The sequence below is a fragment of the Serratia sp. TSA_7 genome (assembly GCF_052692135.1).
Genome location: NZ_JBQZFU010000005.1, coordinates 250,051 through 265,937 on the forward strand (window position 1 = coordinate 250,051; position 15,887 = coordinate 265,937).

Sequence of the window (15,887 nt, forward strand, 5' to 3'; positions counted from 1 at the left end):
AAAAGATCGTCAACCCGATGAAAATAAAAGGAACCGGTATGAGCAGCTTATTCGACGCAATTGTTTCCGCCCATCAGCAGTTGCGTCCTCAGGTACGCGTGACCCCGCTGGAGCGCAGCGTGCTGCTGTCGCAGCAACTGGGTTGCGATCTGTATCTGAAATGCGACCATCTGCAGCCAACCGGTTCATTCAAATTTCGCGGGGCCAGCAATAAACTGCGGCTGCTGAGTGACGAACAGCGTCAACGCGGGGTGATCGCCGCCTCCAGCGGTAATCACGGCCAGGCGATGGCGCTGGCGGGCAAACTGATGGGCGTCAGCGTGACGGTCTATGCGCCGGAAACCGCCGCCGCGATCAAGCTCGAAACCATCCGTGCGTTGGGCGGCAAAGTCGTGACAGTGCCGGGGGATGCTCTGAAAGCGGAACAGGCGGGCGAGAAAGCGGCGCAGGAACAGGGAAAGGTCTATGTTTCCCCTTATAACGACGAACAGGTGATCGCCGGCCAGGGCACCTGCGGCATGGAGCTGGTCGAACAGCAGCCGGATCTGGATGCGGTAATTGTCGCCGTGGGCGGCGGTGGCTATATTTCAGGCATTGGCACCGTCCTGCAGCAATTGTCGCCAAAAACCCAACTGATCGCCTGTTGGCCTGAGAATGCCACCAGCATGTACAGCGCGCTGGAAGCCGGCCATATCTTCCCGGTAGAGGAGCAGGAGACTTTGTCCGACGGCACCGCCGGCGGCGTGGAGCCTAACGCCATTACCTTCCCACTGTGCCAGCAGCTGATCGATCGCAAAATTCTGGTCAGTGAAACGGAAATCAAACGGGCGATGCGCCAGATTGCCGCCAGCGATCGCTGGATTATTGAAGGCGCGGCCGGGGTAGCCCTGGCGGCGGCCATCAAGCTGGCACCGGAATTTCAGGGAAAAAAAGTGGCGGTGGTGCTGTGCGGAAAAAACATCGTGCTGGAGAAATACCTCAAGGCCATCGCCGATGAAAATCATTAACCAGCAGCAGATAATTGACAGTTTCGACGCAGATAGCATCACGTCGCTGCTTAAATCTGGATTTATTGCTTACTCGCGCCAACAGGTACAACAGCCGCCGGTACAGCATTTTCTGTTTGAGCAGGCCGCGGGCGACTGCTGTATCAAATCGGCGTGGCTGGAAGGCGATGAGCAGTTTGTCGTCAAGGTGTCCGCCGGTTTCTATCGCAACCCGACGCAAGGGTTGGCCAGCAATCAGGGATTGCTGATGGCCTTCTCTGCACTGACCGGCGAACCGCAGGCGCTGCTGCTGGACGAAGGCTGGCTGACAGCGTTACGTACCGCGCTGGCGGGGCGTATTGCCGCCGAGCTGTGTGCCCCGGCGGACATCCCGGCGATCGGCATCGTCGGCTGCGGCATGCAGGCCCGGTTGCAACTGCAGCAGCTAAAACCGCTCACTCCATGCCGCGATGTCTGGGTATGGGGCCGCAACGAAGCGGCTCTGCAAGCCTTTCGCCAGGATGCCGAAGCCGAGGGTTTTCGGGTGCAGACCACCCAAAACGCGGCAGAGCTGGCGGCGCATTGTCGGCTGATTGTCACCACTACCCCCAGCCGCGAGCCCATTTTGCAGGCGGCGGATATTCAGCCTGGTACCCATATCACGGCAATTGGCGCAGACACCCACGGCAAGCAGGAGCTGGCGACCGATTTGGTCGCCAGGGCTGACCTGTTGCTGGTTGATGCCTTGTCGCAGTGCACAGACTATGGCGAAATCGCCACCGCTTATCGGCAAGGTTTGCTGACATCGAAGCCGATCGTCGAATTAGGTACTGCTCTGGCGCAGGGGGGAAGGCTGCGCAGCAGCCCGCAACAAATCACTATTGCCGATCTTACCGGGCTGGCGATTCAGGACGTACAGATTGTGAAGGGTATTTTAGCGCGGCTCTGACGCACCCCAGGGGGCGGGTGCGCCCCCCGGAGTGCAACCACGCCTCAGGCATTCAGCACAAACTTCTCTATGGCGCGCGCTACGCCGTCTTCAGTGTTGGCGGTGGTAACGAACTGCGCCACCGCTTTCAGTTCAGGGATGGCGTTGCCCATAGCTACGCCAACGCCGGCGTATTCGATCATCGCGGTATCATTGGCCTGATCGCCCAGCGCCATCACGTTTTCCTGCGCAATGCAGAGGTGTTCGGCCAGCATTTTCACCCCGGTGCCCTTATCAACCCGCTTATGCAAAATCTCCAGGAAGTAAGGCGCGCTTTTCAGGATGGTGTAACGCTCCCAGGCTTCGGCCGGCAGGCGGGCAATTGCGCTATCGAGCAGTTCCGGCTCATCAATCATCATCACTTTAGGGAAGCGCATCTGGCGGTCCATTTCTTCCACGCTGCGGTATTTCAATGGAATACCGGTCATGTGGGCTTCATGGATGGTGTATTTGCCGATGTCTTTGTTCGGCGTATACAGGGTATCGAAATCAAACGCTTGATAGTGCACGCCAAACTCGCGCGCCAACCCTTCAACATAGACGTAGTCTTCGAAATCCAGGGTTTCCTGCAGGATGCAGGCGCCGTCTACGGCCTGTAAAACCAGGGCACCGTTATAGGTAATGCAGAAATCACCGCTGCCCTGAATGTCCAATTGACGCAGATAATCCTGCACGCCGACGTAAGGCCGCCCGGTAGCCAGCACCACATGAACCCCTTTGCGGCGCGCTTCGGTGATGGCCTGCTTCACCGCAGGCGTAATCTGGTGCTGCGGATTAAGCAGCGTGCCGTCCATATCAATCGCAATCAGTTCAATAGCCATAACGTCCTCTCCCAGGTGTATTTTCTTCATGCTAACGCGTTTAAGCCTGCGGTGTCAGCGCTAAAAAAAGCGTAAAAAAATCCGCGCGGGTTGCCCGGCGCGGATTTTTACGGCGACAGAACGCGTTAGATATCGATATTGGCCGCTTTCAGGGCATTTTCTTCGATAAAGGCACGGCGCGGCTCAACGGCATCACCCATCAGGGTGGTGAACAGTTGATCGGCGGCGATGGCGTCCTTCACGGTCACGCGCAGCATGCGGCGGCTTTCCGGATCCATGGTGGTTTCCCACAGCTGCTCAGGGTTCATTTCGCCCAGACCTTTATAACGCTGTATCGACAGGCCACGGCGCGACTCTTTCACCAGCCACTCCAGCGCTTGCTCGAAGCTGTCTACCGGCTGACGGCGTTCGCCACGTTCGATGAAGGCATCTTCTTCGATCAGGCCACGCAGTTTTTCGCCCAGCTGGCAGATTTTGCGATATTCTCCGCCGTGGAAGAACTCGAAGTCCAGCGGATAGTCGGTATCCACGCCGTGGGTACGGATGCGCAGCACCGGCTCAAACATCTGGCGCTCGCGGTTCTCGAAGATCACCGAGTCATAGCTGCTGCCATGCTGCTCATTATCGTTCAGCAGTTTCACCAGCGACTCAATCCATACCTGCACTTTGCCCTGATCGCTCAGATCGCTTTCATTCAGGGTTGGCTGGTAGATCAGGTTGTTCAGCAGCGCGCGCGGGTAGCGGCGTTCCATACGACCGATCAGCTTCTGCACGCTGTAGTGCTCGGCCACCAGTTTTTCCAGTGGTTCGCCGGCAAGCGCCGGCGCGTTGGCATTGGTGTGCAGAGTTGCGCCGTCCATCGCGATGGCGATCTGATACTGATCCATCGCCTCGTCATCTTTGATGTACTGTTCCTGCTTGCCTTTTTTCACCTTGTACAGCGGCGGCTGGGCAATGAACACGTGGCCGCGTTCAATGATTTCAGGCATCTGGCGGTAGAAGAAGGTCAACAGCAGCGTACGGATGTGCGAACCGTCGACGTCGGCATCGGTCATGATGATGATGCTGTGGTAACGCAGCTTGTCCGGGTTGTACTCGTCACGGCCGATGCCGCAACCCAGCGCGGTGATCAGCGTCGCCACTTCCTGCGAAGACAGCATCTTGTCGAAGCGCGCCTTCTCGACGTTGAGGATTTTACCTTTCAGCGGCAGAATCGCCTGGTTCTTACGGTTACGCCCCTGCTTGGCAGAGCCGCCCGCAGAGTCCCCTTCCACCAGGTAGAGTTCGGACAACGCCGGATCGCGTTCCTGGCAGTCCGCCAGTTTGCCCGGCAGGCCGGCCAGATCCAACGCGCCTTTACGACGGGTCATTTCACGCGCTTTACGCGCCGCTTCACGGGCACGCGCCGCATCGATGATTTTGCCGACGACGATTTTCGCATCGCCCGGGTTTTCCATCAGATAATCGACCAGCTTCTCGTTCATCAGCGTTTCAACCGCGGTTTTCACCTCGGAGGAAACCAGCTTGTCTTTGGTCTGGGAAGAGAACTTGGGATCCGGCACCTTCACCGAAACCACGGCAATCAGGCCTTCACGCGCATCATCGCCGGTGGCGCTGATTTTAGCCTTTTTGCTGTAGCCTTCTTTATCCATGTAGCTGTTCAGGGTACGGGTCATCGCGGTACGGAAACCGACCAGATGGGTACCGCCGTCGCGCTGCGGGATGTTGTTGGTGAAGCAGTAGATGTTTTCCTGGAAACCGTCGTTCCACTGCAGCGCCACTTCCACACCGATGTCGTCTTTCACGGTAGAGAAATAGAACACGTTAGGGTGGATTGGGGTTTTGTTTTTGTTCAGGTATTCGACAAACGCCTTGATGCCGCCTTCGTAGTGGAAGTGGTCTTCTTTGTCCGTGCGTTTGTCTTTCAGGCGGATAGACACGCCGGAGTTAAGGAAAGACAGCTCGCGCAGGCGCTTGGCCAGAATGTCGTACTCAAATTCAACGTTGTTGGTGAAGGTTTCGTAGCTCGGCCAGAAACGCACCGTGGTGCCGGTCTGATCGGTTTCACCGACCACTTTCAGCGGCGCCTGCGGCTCACCCATGGCGTAGGTCTGCTCATGCACCTTGCCTTCGCGGCGGATAACCAGTTCCAGCTTCTCGGACAGGGCGTTTACAACGGAGACACCCACGCCGTGCAGGCCGCCGGATACCTTGTAGGAGTTGTCGTCAAATTTGCCGCCGGCATGCAGCACGGTCATGATGACCTGCGCCGCAGAAACCCCTTCCTCTTCGTGAATACCGGTCGGGATACCACGGCCGTCATCCTGTACCGAAACGGAGTTATCGGCATGGATGACCACCTGAATGTCACTACAGTGGCCCGCGAGTGCTTCGTCGATAGCGTTGTCCACAACCTCGAATACCATGTGGTGCAGACCGGTGCCATCATCGGTGTCGCCGATATACATGCCCGGGCGCTTACGCACCGCATCCAGCCCTTTTAATACCTTGATACTTGAGGAGTCATAAGAATTCGACATCAACGTTTCTCGCTCATTTTAGTCCTGTGGTTGAACCTCTATTTTACCCTGTTCCACGCGGAACATCTTGCCCTTTTCACCGGCCATATCGGTCACTTGTTCAGCGCTTACCGCGCTGACAAAGACCTGGGCCTGGGTGGCTTTCAGGCGATCGGCCAGCAACCGGCGACGGCCGGTGTCCAGCTCGGAGGCAAAATCATCAATCAGATACAGGCAACGCCGCCCGCTCTGCCGGGTGAGAAACTCACCCTGCGCTAAGCGCAACGCGCACATCAGCAGCTTTAGCTGACCGCGCGATAATAAATCCTCTACCGGCGTGCCCTCGGCACGGATGCGGAAGTCCGCCTTATGCGGCCCCACGGCGGTATAGGTTAACGCCCTGTCGCGCTCAAACTGGCGCTCCAGCAGCTCTCCGTAGTCGCTCTCTTTGTCCCAGCCGCGCTGGAAAGAGAAACTCAGGGCAAATTCGGGCAAAAACTGCGCGCACGTCGCGGTGATATCCGCGGCAATCGCGTCGCTGTAAGCTGCCCGCCACTCGCTGATACGCTCGGCCAACGGGATCAGTTCCTGATCCCAGGCGCGGATCTGCGCATAGCGACTGACCTGGCGCAGCGCGGCATTACGCTGCTTCAGTAACCGTTTCAGGTTGCTCCAGGCGGTGAAAAAACCGGGTTCGTTATGAAAACAACCCCAGTCCAGGAAGGCGCGCCGAAATTTCGGCCCGCCGTTTAGCAGGGTAAAACCTTCGGGGGTAATCAGCTGCATCGGCAATAACTGCGCCAGCTCAGCCACTTTGTGGCCGTCGCTGCCATCGATGCGTACTTTGCTGTCTCCCTGACGGCTCTTGCTTAATCCAACGGATATTTCACGCTCAGCGCCTTCAATACGGCCGTGCAAAATGAACTCCGGCTGGTCGTGGCGGATCACCCTTCCGGCCTGCAGGCTGCGAAATGCGCGCCCGTGGCCAAGGGTATACACCGCCTCAAGCACGCTGGTTTTCCCACTGCCGTTGGCCCCAACCAGGAAATTGAATCCCGGCGCCAGAGCCAAATCCGCCGCTTCGATATTGCGGAAATCTTTAATCAGTAAACGCGTCAGAGCCATGCTGCAGTTATCTTAATCATCGAACAGCCCAGGGCGTAATCGTCGCAGGCCATTTGCGCGCGGCCAGCGCGCAGCAACCGGAGCGTACACAGAGTACGCGAGGATTGCGAGCACTGCCCAATCGCAAAGGGGCAAGTAAGATAGCCCGATAATTTCTACAACCGCATCGGCATGACGACGTACGCCGCCGCCTGACTCGCACCGTCTTCGATCTGCACGCTGGAAACCGAGTCGGTCAACAGCAGGCGCACATCTTCACACTTGAGCGCATTCAACACATCCAGCACGTAGCTGACGTTGAAACCAATTTCCATCTCGGTGCCGTCGTAGCTGACATCAAGGATCTCTTCAGCTTCTTCCTGCTCCGGGTTGTTGGCGGTGATCTTAAGCTGGTTCTGGCTCACATACAGGCGCACGCCGCGGAACTTTTCGTTCGACAAAATGGCTGCGCGGGCAAAAGCCTGCTTGAGCAAGTCGCAGCCGGCTTCCAGCGTTTTGTCCGGATTCTTCGGCAATACGCGGCGGTAATCGGGGAAACGGCCATCAACCAGCTTGGAGGTGAAGATAAAATCACCGACGTGGGCACGAATATTGTTACTGCCGATCTGCAGTTGCAGCAGCGTATCGCCACCGTCCAGCAGACGCACCAGCTCCATCACCCCTTTACGCGGCACGATCACCGAATGCGAAGGCAGTTGCTGACCGATAGGCATCGAGCACACCGCCAGGCGGTGACCGTCGGTCGCTACGGTACGCAGTTCTTCACCTTCGGTTTCGAACAGCATGCCGTTCAAGTAGTAGCGCACGTCCTGATGAGCCATCGAGAACTGCGTGGCCTCAATCAGGCGCTTCAGCGTCGCCTGCGGCAGAGTAAATTCAACTTCGCTCTGCCAGTCGTCCAGGTTCGGGAAATCCACCGCCGGCAGCGTTGACAGCGAGAAACGGCTGCGGCCGGAGCGCACCAGCATGCGTTCGCTTTCAAGCGTTACGGCGATCTCAGCCCCTTCCGGCAAGCCACGGCAGATATCAAAGAATTTACGCGCGGGGACGGTAGTCGCGCCCGCTTCATGGGGTTGGGACAGGGCAACGCGCGCCACCATCTCCATCTCCAGATCGGTGCCGGTCAGCAGCAGGCAGCCTTCCGTCACCTGCAGCAGCAAGTTACCCAGAATTGGCAATGTTGGGCGGCCGCCCAGCGGGCTGCTCACCTGTTGCAGCGGTTTTAGCAGATGCTCACGTTCAACGATAAATTTCATAGCGCTAGGAAGATAATGTTCTGATTAAATTTGAGAAATCTTCTTTGATGTCGTGACTTTCCTCACGCAGCTGCTCAATCTTCCGGCAGGCGTGCAACACCGTGGTATGGTCGCGGCCACCAAACGCATCGCCGATTTCTGGCAGGCTGTGGTTGGTGAGTTCTTTTGCCAATGCCATCGCCATCTGGCGCGGGCGGGCAACCGAACGCGAACGCCGCTTGGACAGCAAATCCGCGATTTTAATTTTATAGTATTCCGCCACCGTCTTTTGAATATTATCGATGGTGACCAGCTTCTCCTGCAGTGCCAGTAGATCGCGCAGCGCTTCGCGCACGAAATCAATGGTAATGGCACGGCCGGTAAAGTTCGCGTTGGCGATCACGCGGTTCAGCGCCCCTTCGAGCTCACGCACGTTGGAACGCAGGCGCTTGGCAATAAAGAACGCCACTTCGCCCGGCAGACGGATATTGTTCTCGTCGGCCTTTTTCATCAGGATCGCCACTCGGGTTTCCAGCTCCGGCGGCTCTATTGCCACCGTCAGGCCCCAACCGAAACGGGATTTGAGGCGATCTTCCACCCCGTTAATTTCTTTGGGATAGCGATCTGACGTCAGGATAATCTGCTGATTGCCTTCCAACAGGGCGTTAAAGGTGTGGAAGAACTCTTCCTGCGAACGCTCTTTGTTGGCAAAAAATTGGATGTCATCGATCAGCAACGCGTCGACCGAACGGTAGTAACGCTTAAATTCTTCAATGGCGTTGTTCTGCAAGGCTTTTACCATGTCCTGCACGAAACGTTCAGAGTGCATATAGACCACTTTGGCGTTGGCCTTGCGCGCCATGATGCCGTTGCCGACCGCATGCAACAGGTGAGTTTTACCCAACCCGGTACCGCCATACAGAAACAACGGGTTATAGGCACCGCCCGGATTATCCGCCACCTGACGGGCCGCCGCGCGCGCCAGTTGGTTGGATTTACCCTCAACAAAGTTATCAAAGGTGTGCTTTGGATTAACGTTGGAGCGGTAAGAAAGTTCGGGCTGTGGCGCCGCGTTATCCCAGCTTGGCCGGGAAGGCGCTACGGCGCGCACCACCGGCGCGCTAGGTGCGCTGACGCTGGCAGTGACGGTCTGGCTGATGATTTGGGTGAGCGGTTTGCTGCCGACTTCAAAACGCAGCAAAGGGGCATCCGTACCGCAGAAATCATTCAGCAGCCCATTGATATTGTTTAAGTATTTATCGCGAACCCAATCCAGCACAAAGCGATTGGGCGCATAAAGCGCCAGGGTATTGTCACTCAGTTCCGCCTGCAATGGGCGTATCCACATACTAAATTCTGTGGCAGGTAACTCATCCTGCAATCGGGCAAGACACTGCTGCCAAAGCGAAAGTGACACGGCGGACTCCACTCGAACAAGATCAATAAAAGAAAAGAATCAGGCTAATTTTTTATAACTCATGATTTTTGACACATGCCCGGCATCGGCTGAACACCAGTGGGGCATGCGAACCGCCTTTCACGGTTTATGTCCCTCACGATCCCCGCTTGAGAGATCGCGATCGGAATGACGGATCATAGCGCAATCCGAGCAAGAGATCCTCCCCTTCATCACAGATTAGATCCATTTTATCCACAGGCCGCGGCCTGCGGCGATCTTTTCGCCATCCACGTCGAATTGCAGGCGAGATCCCGCCCGAAGGAGGGCATTTTTTACATTGTCAACCGGTTATACCCTGTTATCCACGAAGGATCCTGGCTTTTAAACACCAGGATCGCTTCAGGATCCTTGCGGTTTACCCCCGAATCCGTATAATATTCGCCCTACGTGTAATACCTGGTTCCTTATGGTGAGTCATTGGCCAGACGGGATTCAGCTGTGACCACGGGCCAAGACCGGATTTTACTCCGTATTGGCAGACAACCAGGTAGGCTCGCGCGATGTGAATTGACTCAGGACTGTACAATTATTACAATCCCGCCTCTTTATATATTGCGATTGAGGCGTCGGTAGCTTTCACGCCGAGTAGCCAAACGCATTTGACTTATGTCCTTATTTTAAGTTTAGGTAGAAATCGCCATGAAACGCACTTTCCAACCGTCCGTATTGAAGCGCAACCGTAGCCATGGTTTCCGTGCTCGTATGGCCACCAAAAATGGTCGTCAAGTTCTGGCCCGCCGTCGTGCGAAAGGCCGTGCTCGTCTGACTGTTTCTAAGTAATAAAAGCTAACCCGCTGAGTGGTTAAGCTCGCTTTTCCCAGGGAGTTACGTTTGTTAACTCCCACTCATTTCACTTTCGTCTTCCAGCAGCCACAACGGGCTGGCACGCCGCAAATCACCATCCTCGGCCGCCTGAACCAGCTGGGGCATCCCCGCATCGGTCTTACCGTCGCCAAAAAACACGTCAAACGCGCGCATGAACGCAACCGGATCAAACGCCTTACCCGCGAGAGCTTCCGTTTACGTCAGCACGAGTTACCGGCGATGGATTTTGTCGTGGTGGCCAAAAAAGGGATAGCGGATTTGGATAACCGCGCGTTGACGGAAGCTTTGGAAAAATTATGGCGTCGCCACTGTCGCCAGGCTCCCGCATCCTGATCGGGCTGGTGCGGGCTTACCAGCTCGTCATCAGTCCGTTGCTTGGGCCTCGTTGTCGCTTCCAGCCGACATGTTCTCATTACGCAATTGAGGCATTAAGCAGGTTTGGCATGATAAAAGGCAGTTGGTTAGCATTGAAACGCGTATTAAAATGCCACCCCTTGAACCCAGGTGGCGATGATCCCGTGCCGCCGAAAACCGACGATAACAGAGAACACTAACGATGGATTCGCAACGCAATCTTTTCCTCATCGCTCTGCTGTTCGTGTCTTTCATGATCTGGCAAGCCTGGCAAACGGACAACGCTCCGCAACCAGTCGCCCAGACCACGCAACAGACTTCGAACACAGCTACCGGTGATGCTGCAAGCCAGGCTGTGCCAGCCAGTGGCCAAGGTAAACTGATTACCGTTAACACTGACGTGCTGTCGCTGACCATCAACACGCGTGGTGGTGATATCGAGCAGGCTAAACTGTTGGCCTACCCGGATACCCTGGGTTCATCGACTCCATTCCAACTGCTGGAAAACACCCCGTCATTTGTTTATCAGGCGCAAAGCGGTCTGACCGGCAGAAACGGCCCGGATAACCCGGCAAACGGCGAACGCCCGTTGTTCCAGGCGGCGCAGGACAACTACACCCTGCCGGAAGGCCAGGATGAGTTGCGCATCCCGCTGACCTTCACCGGCAAAGACGGTGCGGTTTACACCAAGACTTTCGTGCTCAAGCGTAACCATTACGCGGTTGGCGTTGACTACAACGTCGACAACAAAAGCACCGCTCCGCTGGAGCTGACCCTGTTCGGCCAACTGAAGCAGACTACTGAACTGCCTAAGCACCGCGACACCGGCAGCAACAACTTCGCTCTGCATACCTTCCGCGGCGCGGCGTACTCTTCCAGCGAAGACAAATATCAGAAGTATGCGTTCGACAAGGACGAGAACCTGAATGTCACCACTCAGGGCGGTTGGGTTGCGATGCTGCAACAATATTTCGCCACCGCATGGGTGCCGGCAACTCAGGGCAGCAATACCTTCTATACCGCTAAACCTGGCGACAACCTGTCCACCATCGGCTTCAAATCTACCCCGGTTGTGGTGCAGCCTGGTGCGCAGCAACAGCTGAATGCCACCCTGTGGGTTGGCCCGGAGTTGCAGGATCAGATGGCCCAACTGGCGCCGCATCTGGACTTGACCGTGGATTACGGTTGGTTGTGGTTCATCTCCCAGCCGCTGTTCAAACTGCTGAAGTTCATCCACGGCTTTATCGGTAACTGGGGCTTCTCGATTATCATCATCACCTTCATCGTGCGCGGCATCATGTACCCGCTGACCAAAGCGCAGTACACCTCGATGGCGAAAATGCGCATGCTGCAGCCAAAACTGCAGGCGATGCGTGAGCGTATCGGTGACGACAAACAGCGCATGAGTCAGGAAATGATGGCGCTGTACAAGTCCGAGAAAGTGAACCCATTGGGAGGTTGTCTGCCGCTGGTTATCCAGATGCCAATCTTCCTGGCGTTGTACTACATGTTGATGGGCTCGGTTGAGCTGCGCCATGCGCCGTTCGCCCTGTGGATCCATGATCTGTCGGCGCAAGACCCGTACTACATTCTGCCAATCCTGATGGGCGTGACGATGTTCTTCATCCAGAAGATGTCGCCAACCACAGTGACTGACCCGATGCAGCAGAAAATCATGACCTTTATGCCGGTGATCTTCACAGTGTTCTTCCTGTGGTTCCCGTCCGGTCTGGTGCTGTACTACATCGTCAGTAACCTGGTCACCATCCTCCAGCAGCAGCTGATTTACCGCGGCCTGGAAAAACGTGGCTTACACAGCCGCGACAAGAAAAAGACCTAAGCGTATTGTAGGGGTTCGGCGCGCTGAACCCTTGCAGCGAAAGATAAGAGGCGGTCATTAGACCGCCTTTTTGCATATTGAATCGTCAGAGAGAACCGTTATGAGCAGCACTACCGATACCATCGTAGCCCAAGCCACTCCGCCGGGACGCGGCGGCGTCGGCATTCTGCGTATTTCCGGTCGTGGCGCGAAAGACGCCGCCCAGGCCCTGCTCGGCAAGTTGCCGAAGCCACGATACGCCGATTATCTGCCGTTCCGCGACGCCGCAGGCGCCACCCTGGATCAGGGCATTGCGCTGTGGTTCCCGGGGCCGAACTCCTTTACCGGCGAAGACGTGCTGGAACTGCAAGGCCACGGTGGGCCGGTAATCCTCGATCTGCTGCTGAAACGCGTGCTGGCGCTACCCGGCGTGCGCATCGCGCGGCCCGGTGAGTTTTCCGAACGCGCCTTTCTCAACGACAAGCTGGATTTGGCGCAGGCCGAGGCAATTGCCGACCTGATCGACGCCAGTTCCGAACAGGCAGCGCGTTCTGCAATGAACTCATTGCAGGGGGCGTTTTCCACCCGCATCCACCAGCTTGTGGAAGCACTTACTCACCTGCGAATCTATGTGGAAGCCGCGATCGACTTTCCCGATGAGGAAATCGACTTCCTGTCTGACGGTAAAATCGAAGCGCAGCTCAACGGCGTGATGGCCTCTCTTGCCAACGTACGCGCCGAGGCGCGCCAGGGCAGCCTGCTGCGCGAAGGGATGAAGGTGGTGATCGCCGGGCGGCCAAACGCCGGTAAATCAAGCCTGCTCAATGCGTTAGCCGGCCGCGATGCGGCGATCGTCACCGACATTGCCGGCACCACCCGCGACGTACTGCGCGAGCATATTCACATCGACGGCATGCCTTTGCACATCATCGACACCGCCGGCCTGCGTGAAGCCAGTGACGAAGTGGAGCGCATCGGCATCGAACGTGCATGGAACGAGATCGAACAGGCAGATCGCGTGCTGTTTATGGTTGACGGCACCACCACCGCCGCAACCGAACCGGCAGAGATTTGGCCAGAGTTTATGGCGCGCCTGCCGCACAGCCTGCCAATCACTGTGGTGCGCAACAAAGCCGATATCACCGGTGAAACGCTGGGCATGACCGAAGTAAATGGTCACTCACTTATTCGCCTCTCGGCGCGCACCGGCGAAGGCATCGACCTGCTGCGCGATCATCTGAAACAGAGCATGGGTTTCACCAGCAATATGGAAGGCGGCTTCCTGGCGCGTCGTAGGCATCTGCAGGCGCTTGAACAGGCGGCTCTGCATCTGGTCGAGGGCAAAGAACAGTTAGTGAGCGCTTACGCGGGGGAGCTGCTGGCCGAGGAACTGCGCCTGGCGCAGCAAGCGCTGAGTGAAATCACCGGCGAATTTACCTCAGATGACCTGCTGGGGCGCATTTTCTCCAGTTTCTGCATCGGAAAATAATCGGCGACGGGTGCTGGAAACGGCACCCGCATCCAACAATCCCCCCGTCATTTCCCCTTTACCCGCCCAAACTGGCCTAAGCTTATCTCAGCGATTTTTGCCGGGAGACATAAGCATAAATGAACGAACCATTGGATTTACTGGGCGTTGGCCTGGGGCCATTCAATCTCAGCCTGGCAGCCATGGCCTTCGAAAGCGGTGAGGTGAACTACGCCTTTCTCGATCGCAACGCCAGCTTTCGCTGGCATCCCGGCATGTTGTTACCCTCGGCGTATATGCAGACTTACGTGCTGCAGGACTTGGTGACCGCCGTTGCGCCGCGCAGCCAGTTTTCATTTATCAATTATCTGGTCGAGCAGAAAAAAATTTACCGTTTTCTGATCACCGAGCAGCAAATTATCAGCCGTGAAGAGTTCTCGGACTACCTAAGTTGGGCCTGCGACAGATTAGATGGGCTACAGTTTTCGCAGTCGGTTGAAAGCATTGATTTTGACGATGACCAGCAGCTGTTTGAAGTCCGTACTCTCAACCAAACCCTGTGGGCAAAAAACATCTGCCTGGGCACCGGCCACGATCCCTGGATCCCCGATGAGTTCTACCCGGCTCTGGGGGAAAATTGCCTGCATGCCGCAGAGATCGCCCTCCGCAATCCGGATCTTACCGGCAAGCGGGTTATGGTGGTAGGCGGCGGCCAAAGCGGTGCCGATATTTTCCTCAATGCGCTGCGCGGGCATTGGGGAAAACCGGCGCAGCTGGACTGGCTTTCCCGCCGGCCCAACTTCCAGCCTCTGGATGAATCCGCCTTCACCAATGAGTACTTCACCCCGGAATACGTCGATTATTTCTATACGCTGCCGCAAGATATCCGCGAGCGGGAAATCAAGGCGCAGAAGCTGCCCGCCGACGGCATCAGCAACCATACGCTGCGTACCCTGTATCGCGAGCTGTACATGCGTTTTGACGTAATGCACCAGACACGTAACGTACGCCTGTTGCCGCACCGAACGCTGTTGGCGATAGAGCCAACGGGAAAGGATTTCCAGTTGCGTGCCCGGCATGGCCTGGAAAATCGTCAGGAAGGATTTAAGGCCGATATGGTCATTTTAGCCACCGGCTACCGCCCTTCGCTGCCTTCCTGCCTGAAACCGCTGTTGCCGCGCATCCCCTTCGACAATCAACAGCACCTGCCGCTGTTACCGGATTTTAACCTTGAGTGGCAAGGGCCGGAGCAGAACCGGATTTATGCGGTGAATGCCGGTATCCACAGCCACGGCAGCGCTGAAGGCGGCCTGAGCCTGATGGCCTGGCGTTCTGCCCGCATCCTCAATCATTTGCTCGGCAAACCGCATTTTGATCTGACGCCAAATGCCTCGCTGATACAATGGTGGAGTGATGCGGCGCCAGACAATGACATTCAAGAAACAGATAAATAGGATAAACCTCATACTGTTTTTTGATGATAAATCCGCGACTTATGCTTAATCTAACACTCCTGCGTTATCAGAGACCTCTCTGTCATGGAGTGAACAATGGCGTGTCATTTTGCCCGATGGATCCCCGCTAGCGCCGCCCTGGATACCCATAGATTATCCGCCGAGGTGTTGACCGCGACCGCGGCTTTTTCCGCTAAACGCCGCCAGCGTTTCCTTCAGGGACGCATCCTGCTCGCCGAAATGATGTTTTATCTTTATGGGCTGCCGACACTGCCGCCGATAGCCACCACGCCCACCGGGCGCCCCTGTTTTGCCGACAACCACCTGCCTGATTTCAGCCTGGCCTATGCCAGCGATACCGTGGGCGTCCTGCTCAGCAATGAAGGCAAAGTAGGGCTGGATATCGAGGTCATGCGCGCGCGCGGCGGCCAGCAAAAAAAGCTGCAACACCAGTATCAGACACCGACAGAGACCGCCTGGATCAGCGCACAGTACGATCAGCTGGAAGCGGAAACCCAGTTGTGGAGTATCCGCCAGAGCGTGCTGAAGCTTTCCGGTCTGGGGAATAGCGGGCAATCGACGCTGCTGCTGCACCCCTTTTCCGGCCATCTTCGCTCCAGCGCTACCCCCCAGGTTCAGGTGATGAGCGATATCGACGAGCACCTTAGCTGGGCCTGTGCGCATGAGCCCAATCTTGATCGGCTGGTGTGCTGGCAGTACGAAGAGCACAAAGGCCTGCAGAAGTACGGCGAGATCTCATCACGCACCCCCACCATCTCCACCCGCTTTGTAAAACTGACCAGCCTGGCCCATCACCGCTGACATCGGCGGCTT

Annotated in this window: 14 protein-coding genes; 9 read left to right on the plus strand and 5 right to left on the minus strand. The window is 56.6% G+C overall.

Going from position 1 to position 15,887, the window contains the following annotated elements:
• Nucleotides 1–38: 38 nt before the first annotated feature.
• Nucleotides 39–1,007: a threonine/serine dehydratase gene (locus ACUTQW_RS17740; protein WP_006322863.1), complete on the plus strand. Its 969-nt coding sequence runs from the start codon at nt 39–41 to the stop codon at nt 1,005–1,007.
• Nucleotides 994–1,935: an ornithine cyclodeaminase family protein gene (locus tag ACUTQW_RS17745; RefSeq protein ID WP_006322862.1), complete on the plus strand. Its 942-nt coding sequence runs from the start codon at nt 994–996 to the stop codon at nt 1,933–1,935. The genes ACUTQW_RS17740 and ACUTQW_RS17745 overlap by 14 nt, the downstream gene beginning before the upstream one ends.
• 44 nt (nt 1,936–1,979) lie before the next feature.
• On the opposite strand, the gene yidA is transcribed toward ACUTQW_RS17745, so the two are convergent.
• The 5 genes from yidA to dnaA all read right to left on the minus strand — a co-directional run bounded on the left by yidA (nt 1,980) and on the right by dnaA (nt 9,091).
• Nucleotides 1,980–2,795 (minus strand): sugar-phosphatase, encoded by an 816-nt coding sequence (yidA, locus tag ACUTQW_RS17750; RefSeq protein ID WP_006322861.1) that lies wholly within the window; start codon nt 2,793–2,795, stop codon nt 1,980–1,982.
• Nucleotides 2,796–2,920: 125 nt separating this feature from the next.
• Nucleotides 2,921–5,335, minus strand: a complete 2,415-nt coding sequence (gyrB, locus tag ACUTQW_RS17755; RefSeq protein ID WP_004950559.1) for a DNA topoisomerase (ATP-hydrolyzing) subunit B — start codon at nt 5,333–5,335, stop codon at nt 2,921–2,923.
• Nucleotides 5,336–5,353: 18 nt separating this feature from the next.
• Entirely contained in the window at nt 5,354–6,439 is a 1,086-nt protein-coding gene (gene recF, locus ACUTQW_RS17760) for a DNA replication/repair protein RecF (protein ID WP_006322860.1), read from the minus strand.
• Between the two features lie 155 nt (nt 6,440–6,594).
• Nucleotides 6,595–7,695 carry a DNA polymerase III subunit beta gene (gene dnaN, locus ACUTQW_RS17765; RefSeq protein ID WP_004950557.1) on the minus strand — a complete coding sequence of 367 codons (1,101 nt, stop codon included), beginning with the start codon at nt 7,693–7,695 and terminating at the stop codon, nt 6,595–6,597.
• Nucleotides 7,696–7,699: 4 nt separating this feature from the next.
• The gene (gene dnaA / locus ACUTQW_RS17770) at nt 7,700–9,091 is read right to left on the minus strand and encodes a chromosomal replication initiator protein DnaA (protein WP_004950554.1); all 1,392 of its coding nucleotides are present in this window, start codon (nt 9,089–9,091) and stop codon (nt 7,700–7,702) included.
• Nucleotides 9,092–9,772: 681 nt separating this feature from the next.
• Between dnaA and rpmH the strand changes: the two genes are divergently transcribed.
• The 7 genes from rpmH to ACUTQW_RS17805 all read left to right on the plus strand — a co-directional run bounded on the left by rpmH (nt 9,773) and on the right by ACUTQW_RS17805 (nt 15,875).
• Nucleotides 9,773–9,913, plus strand: a complete 141-nt coding sequence (gene rpmH, locus ACUTQW_RS17775) for a 50S ribosomal protein L34 (protein WP_000831330.1) — start codon at nt 9,773–9,775, stop codon at nt 9,911–9,913.
• An 18-nt stretch (nt 9,914–9,931) separates the two neighbouring features.
• Complete coding sequence (rnpA, locus tag ACUTQW_RS17780) at nt 9,932–10,291, plus strand: ribonuclease P protein component (RefSeq protein WP_004950547.1); 360 nt, start codon at nt 9,932–9,934, stop codon at nt 10,289–10,291.
• On the plus strand, nt 10,255–10,512 hold the full coding sequence (gene yidD, locus ACUTQW_RS17785; RefSeq protein ID WP_004933881.1) for a membrane protein insertion efficiency factor YidD: 258 nt from the start codon (nt 10,255–10,257) through the stop codon (nt 10,510–10,512). Before rnpA ends, yidD begins: the two co-directional genes overlap by 37 nt.
• A gap of 2 nt (nt 10,513–10,514) precedes the next feature.
• Nucleotides 10,515–12,152 (plus strand): membrane protein insertase YidC, encoded by a 1,638-nt coding sequence (gene yidC, locus ACUTQW_RS17790; protein ID WP_004950541.1) that lies wholly within the window; start codon nt 10,515–10,517, stop codon nt 12,150–12,152.
• Nucleotides 12,153–12,252: 100 nt separating this feature from the next.
• Entirely contained in the window at nt 12,253–13,620 is a 1,368-nt protein-coding gene (gene mnmE / locus ACUTQW_RS17795) for a tRNA uridine-5-carboxymethylaminomethyl(34) synthesis GTPase MnmE (RefSeq protein ID WP_006322850.1), read from the plus strand.
• Between the two features lie 119 nt (nt 13,621–13,739).
• Entirely contained in the window at nt 13,740–15,053 is a 1,314-nt protein-coding gene (locus ACUTQW_RS17800; RefSeq protein WP_004950536.1) for a lysine N(6)-hydroxylase/L-ornithine N(5)-oxygenase family protein, read from the plus strand.
• Nucleotides 15,054–15,149: 96 nt separating this feature from the next.
• Entirely contained in the window at nt 15,150–15,875 is a 726-nt protein-coding gene (locus tag ACUTQW_RS17805; RefSeq protein ID WP_037433843.1) for a 4'-phosphopantetheinyl transferase family protein, read from the plus strand.
• The last annotated feature ends 12 nt before the right edge of the window (nt 15,876–15,887 follow it).

Excerpts from the sequence above, each read along its gene's own strand:
- yidA (WP_006322861.1), bottom strand. The coding sequence starts at position 2,795 with ATGGCTATTGAACTGATTGCGATTGATATGGACGGCACGCTGCTTAAT.
- mnmE (WP_006322850.1), top strand. The coding sequence starts at position 12,253 with ATGAGCAGCACTACCGATACCATCGTAGCCCAAGCCACTCCGCCGGGA.
- rpmH (WP_000831330.1), top strand. The coding sequence starts at position 9,773 with ATGAAACGCACTTTCCAACCGTCCGTATTGAAGCGCAACCGTAGCCAT.
- ACUTQW_RS17740 (WP_006322863.1), top strand. The coding sequence starts at position 39 with ATGAGCAGCTTATTCGACGCAATTGTTTCCGCCCATCAGCAGTTGCGT.
- recF (WP_006322860.1), bottom strand. The coding sequence starts at position 6,439 with ATGGCTCTGACGCGTTTACTGATTAAAGATTTCCGCAATATCGAAGCG.
- ACUTQW_RS17745 (WP_006322862.1), top strand. The coding sequence starts at position 994 with ATGAAAATCATTAACCAGCAGCAGATAATTGACAGTTTCGACGCAGAT.
- dnaN (WP_004950557.1), bottom strand. The coding sequence starts at position 7,695 with ATGAAATTTATCGTTGAACGTGAGCATCTGCTAAAACCGCTGCAACAG.
- gyrB (WP_004950559.1), bottom strand. The coding sequence starts at position 5,335 with ATGTCGAATTCTTATGACTCCTCAAGTATCAAGGTATTAAAAGGGCTG.
- ACUTQW_RS17800 (WP_004950536.1), top strand. The coding sequence starts at position 13,740 with ATGAACGAACCATTGGATTTACTGGGCGTTGGCCTGGGGCCATTCAAT.
- yidD (WP_004933881.1), top strand. The coding sequence starts at position 10,255 with ATGGCGTCGCCACTGTCGCCAGGCTCCCGCATCCTGATCGGGCTGGTG.
- yidC (WP_004950541.1), top strand. The coding sequence starts at position 10,515 with ATGGATTCGCAACGCAATCTTTTCCTCATCGCTCTGCTGTTCGTGTCT.
- ACUTQW_RS17805 (WP_037433843.1), top strand. The coding sequence starts at position 15,150 with ATGGCGTGTCATTTTGCCCGATGGATCCCCGCTAGCGCCGCCCTGGAT.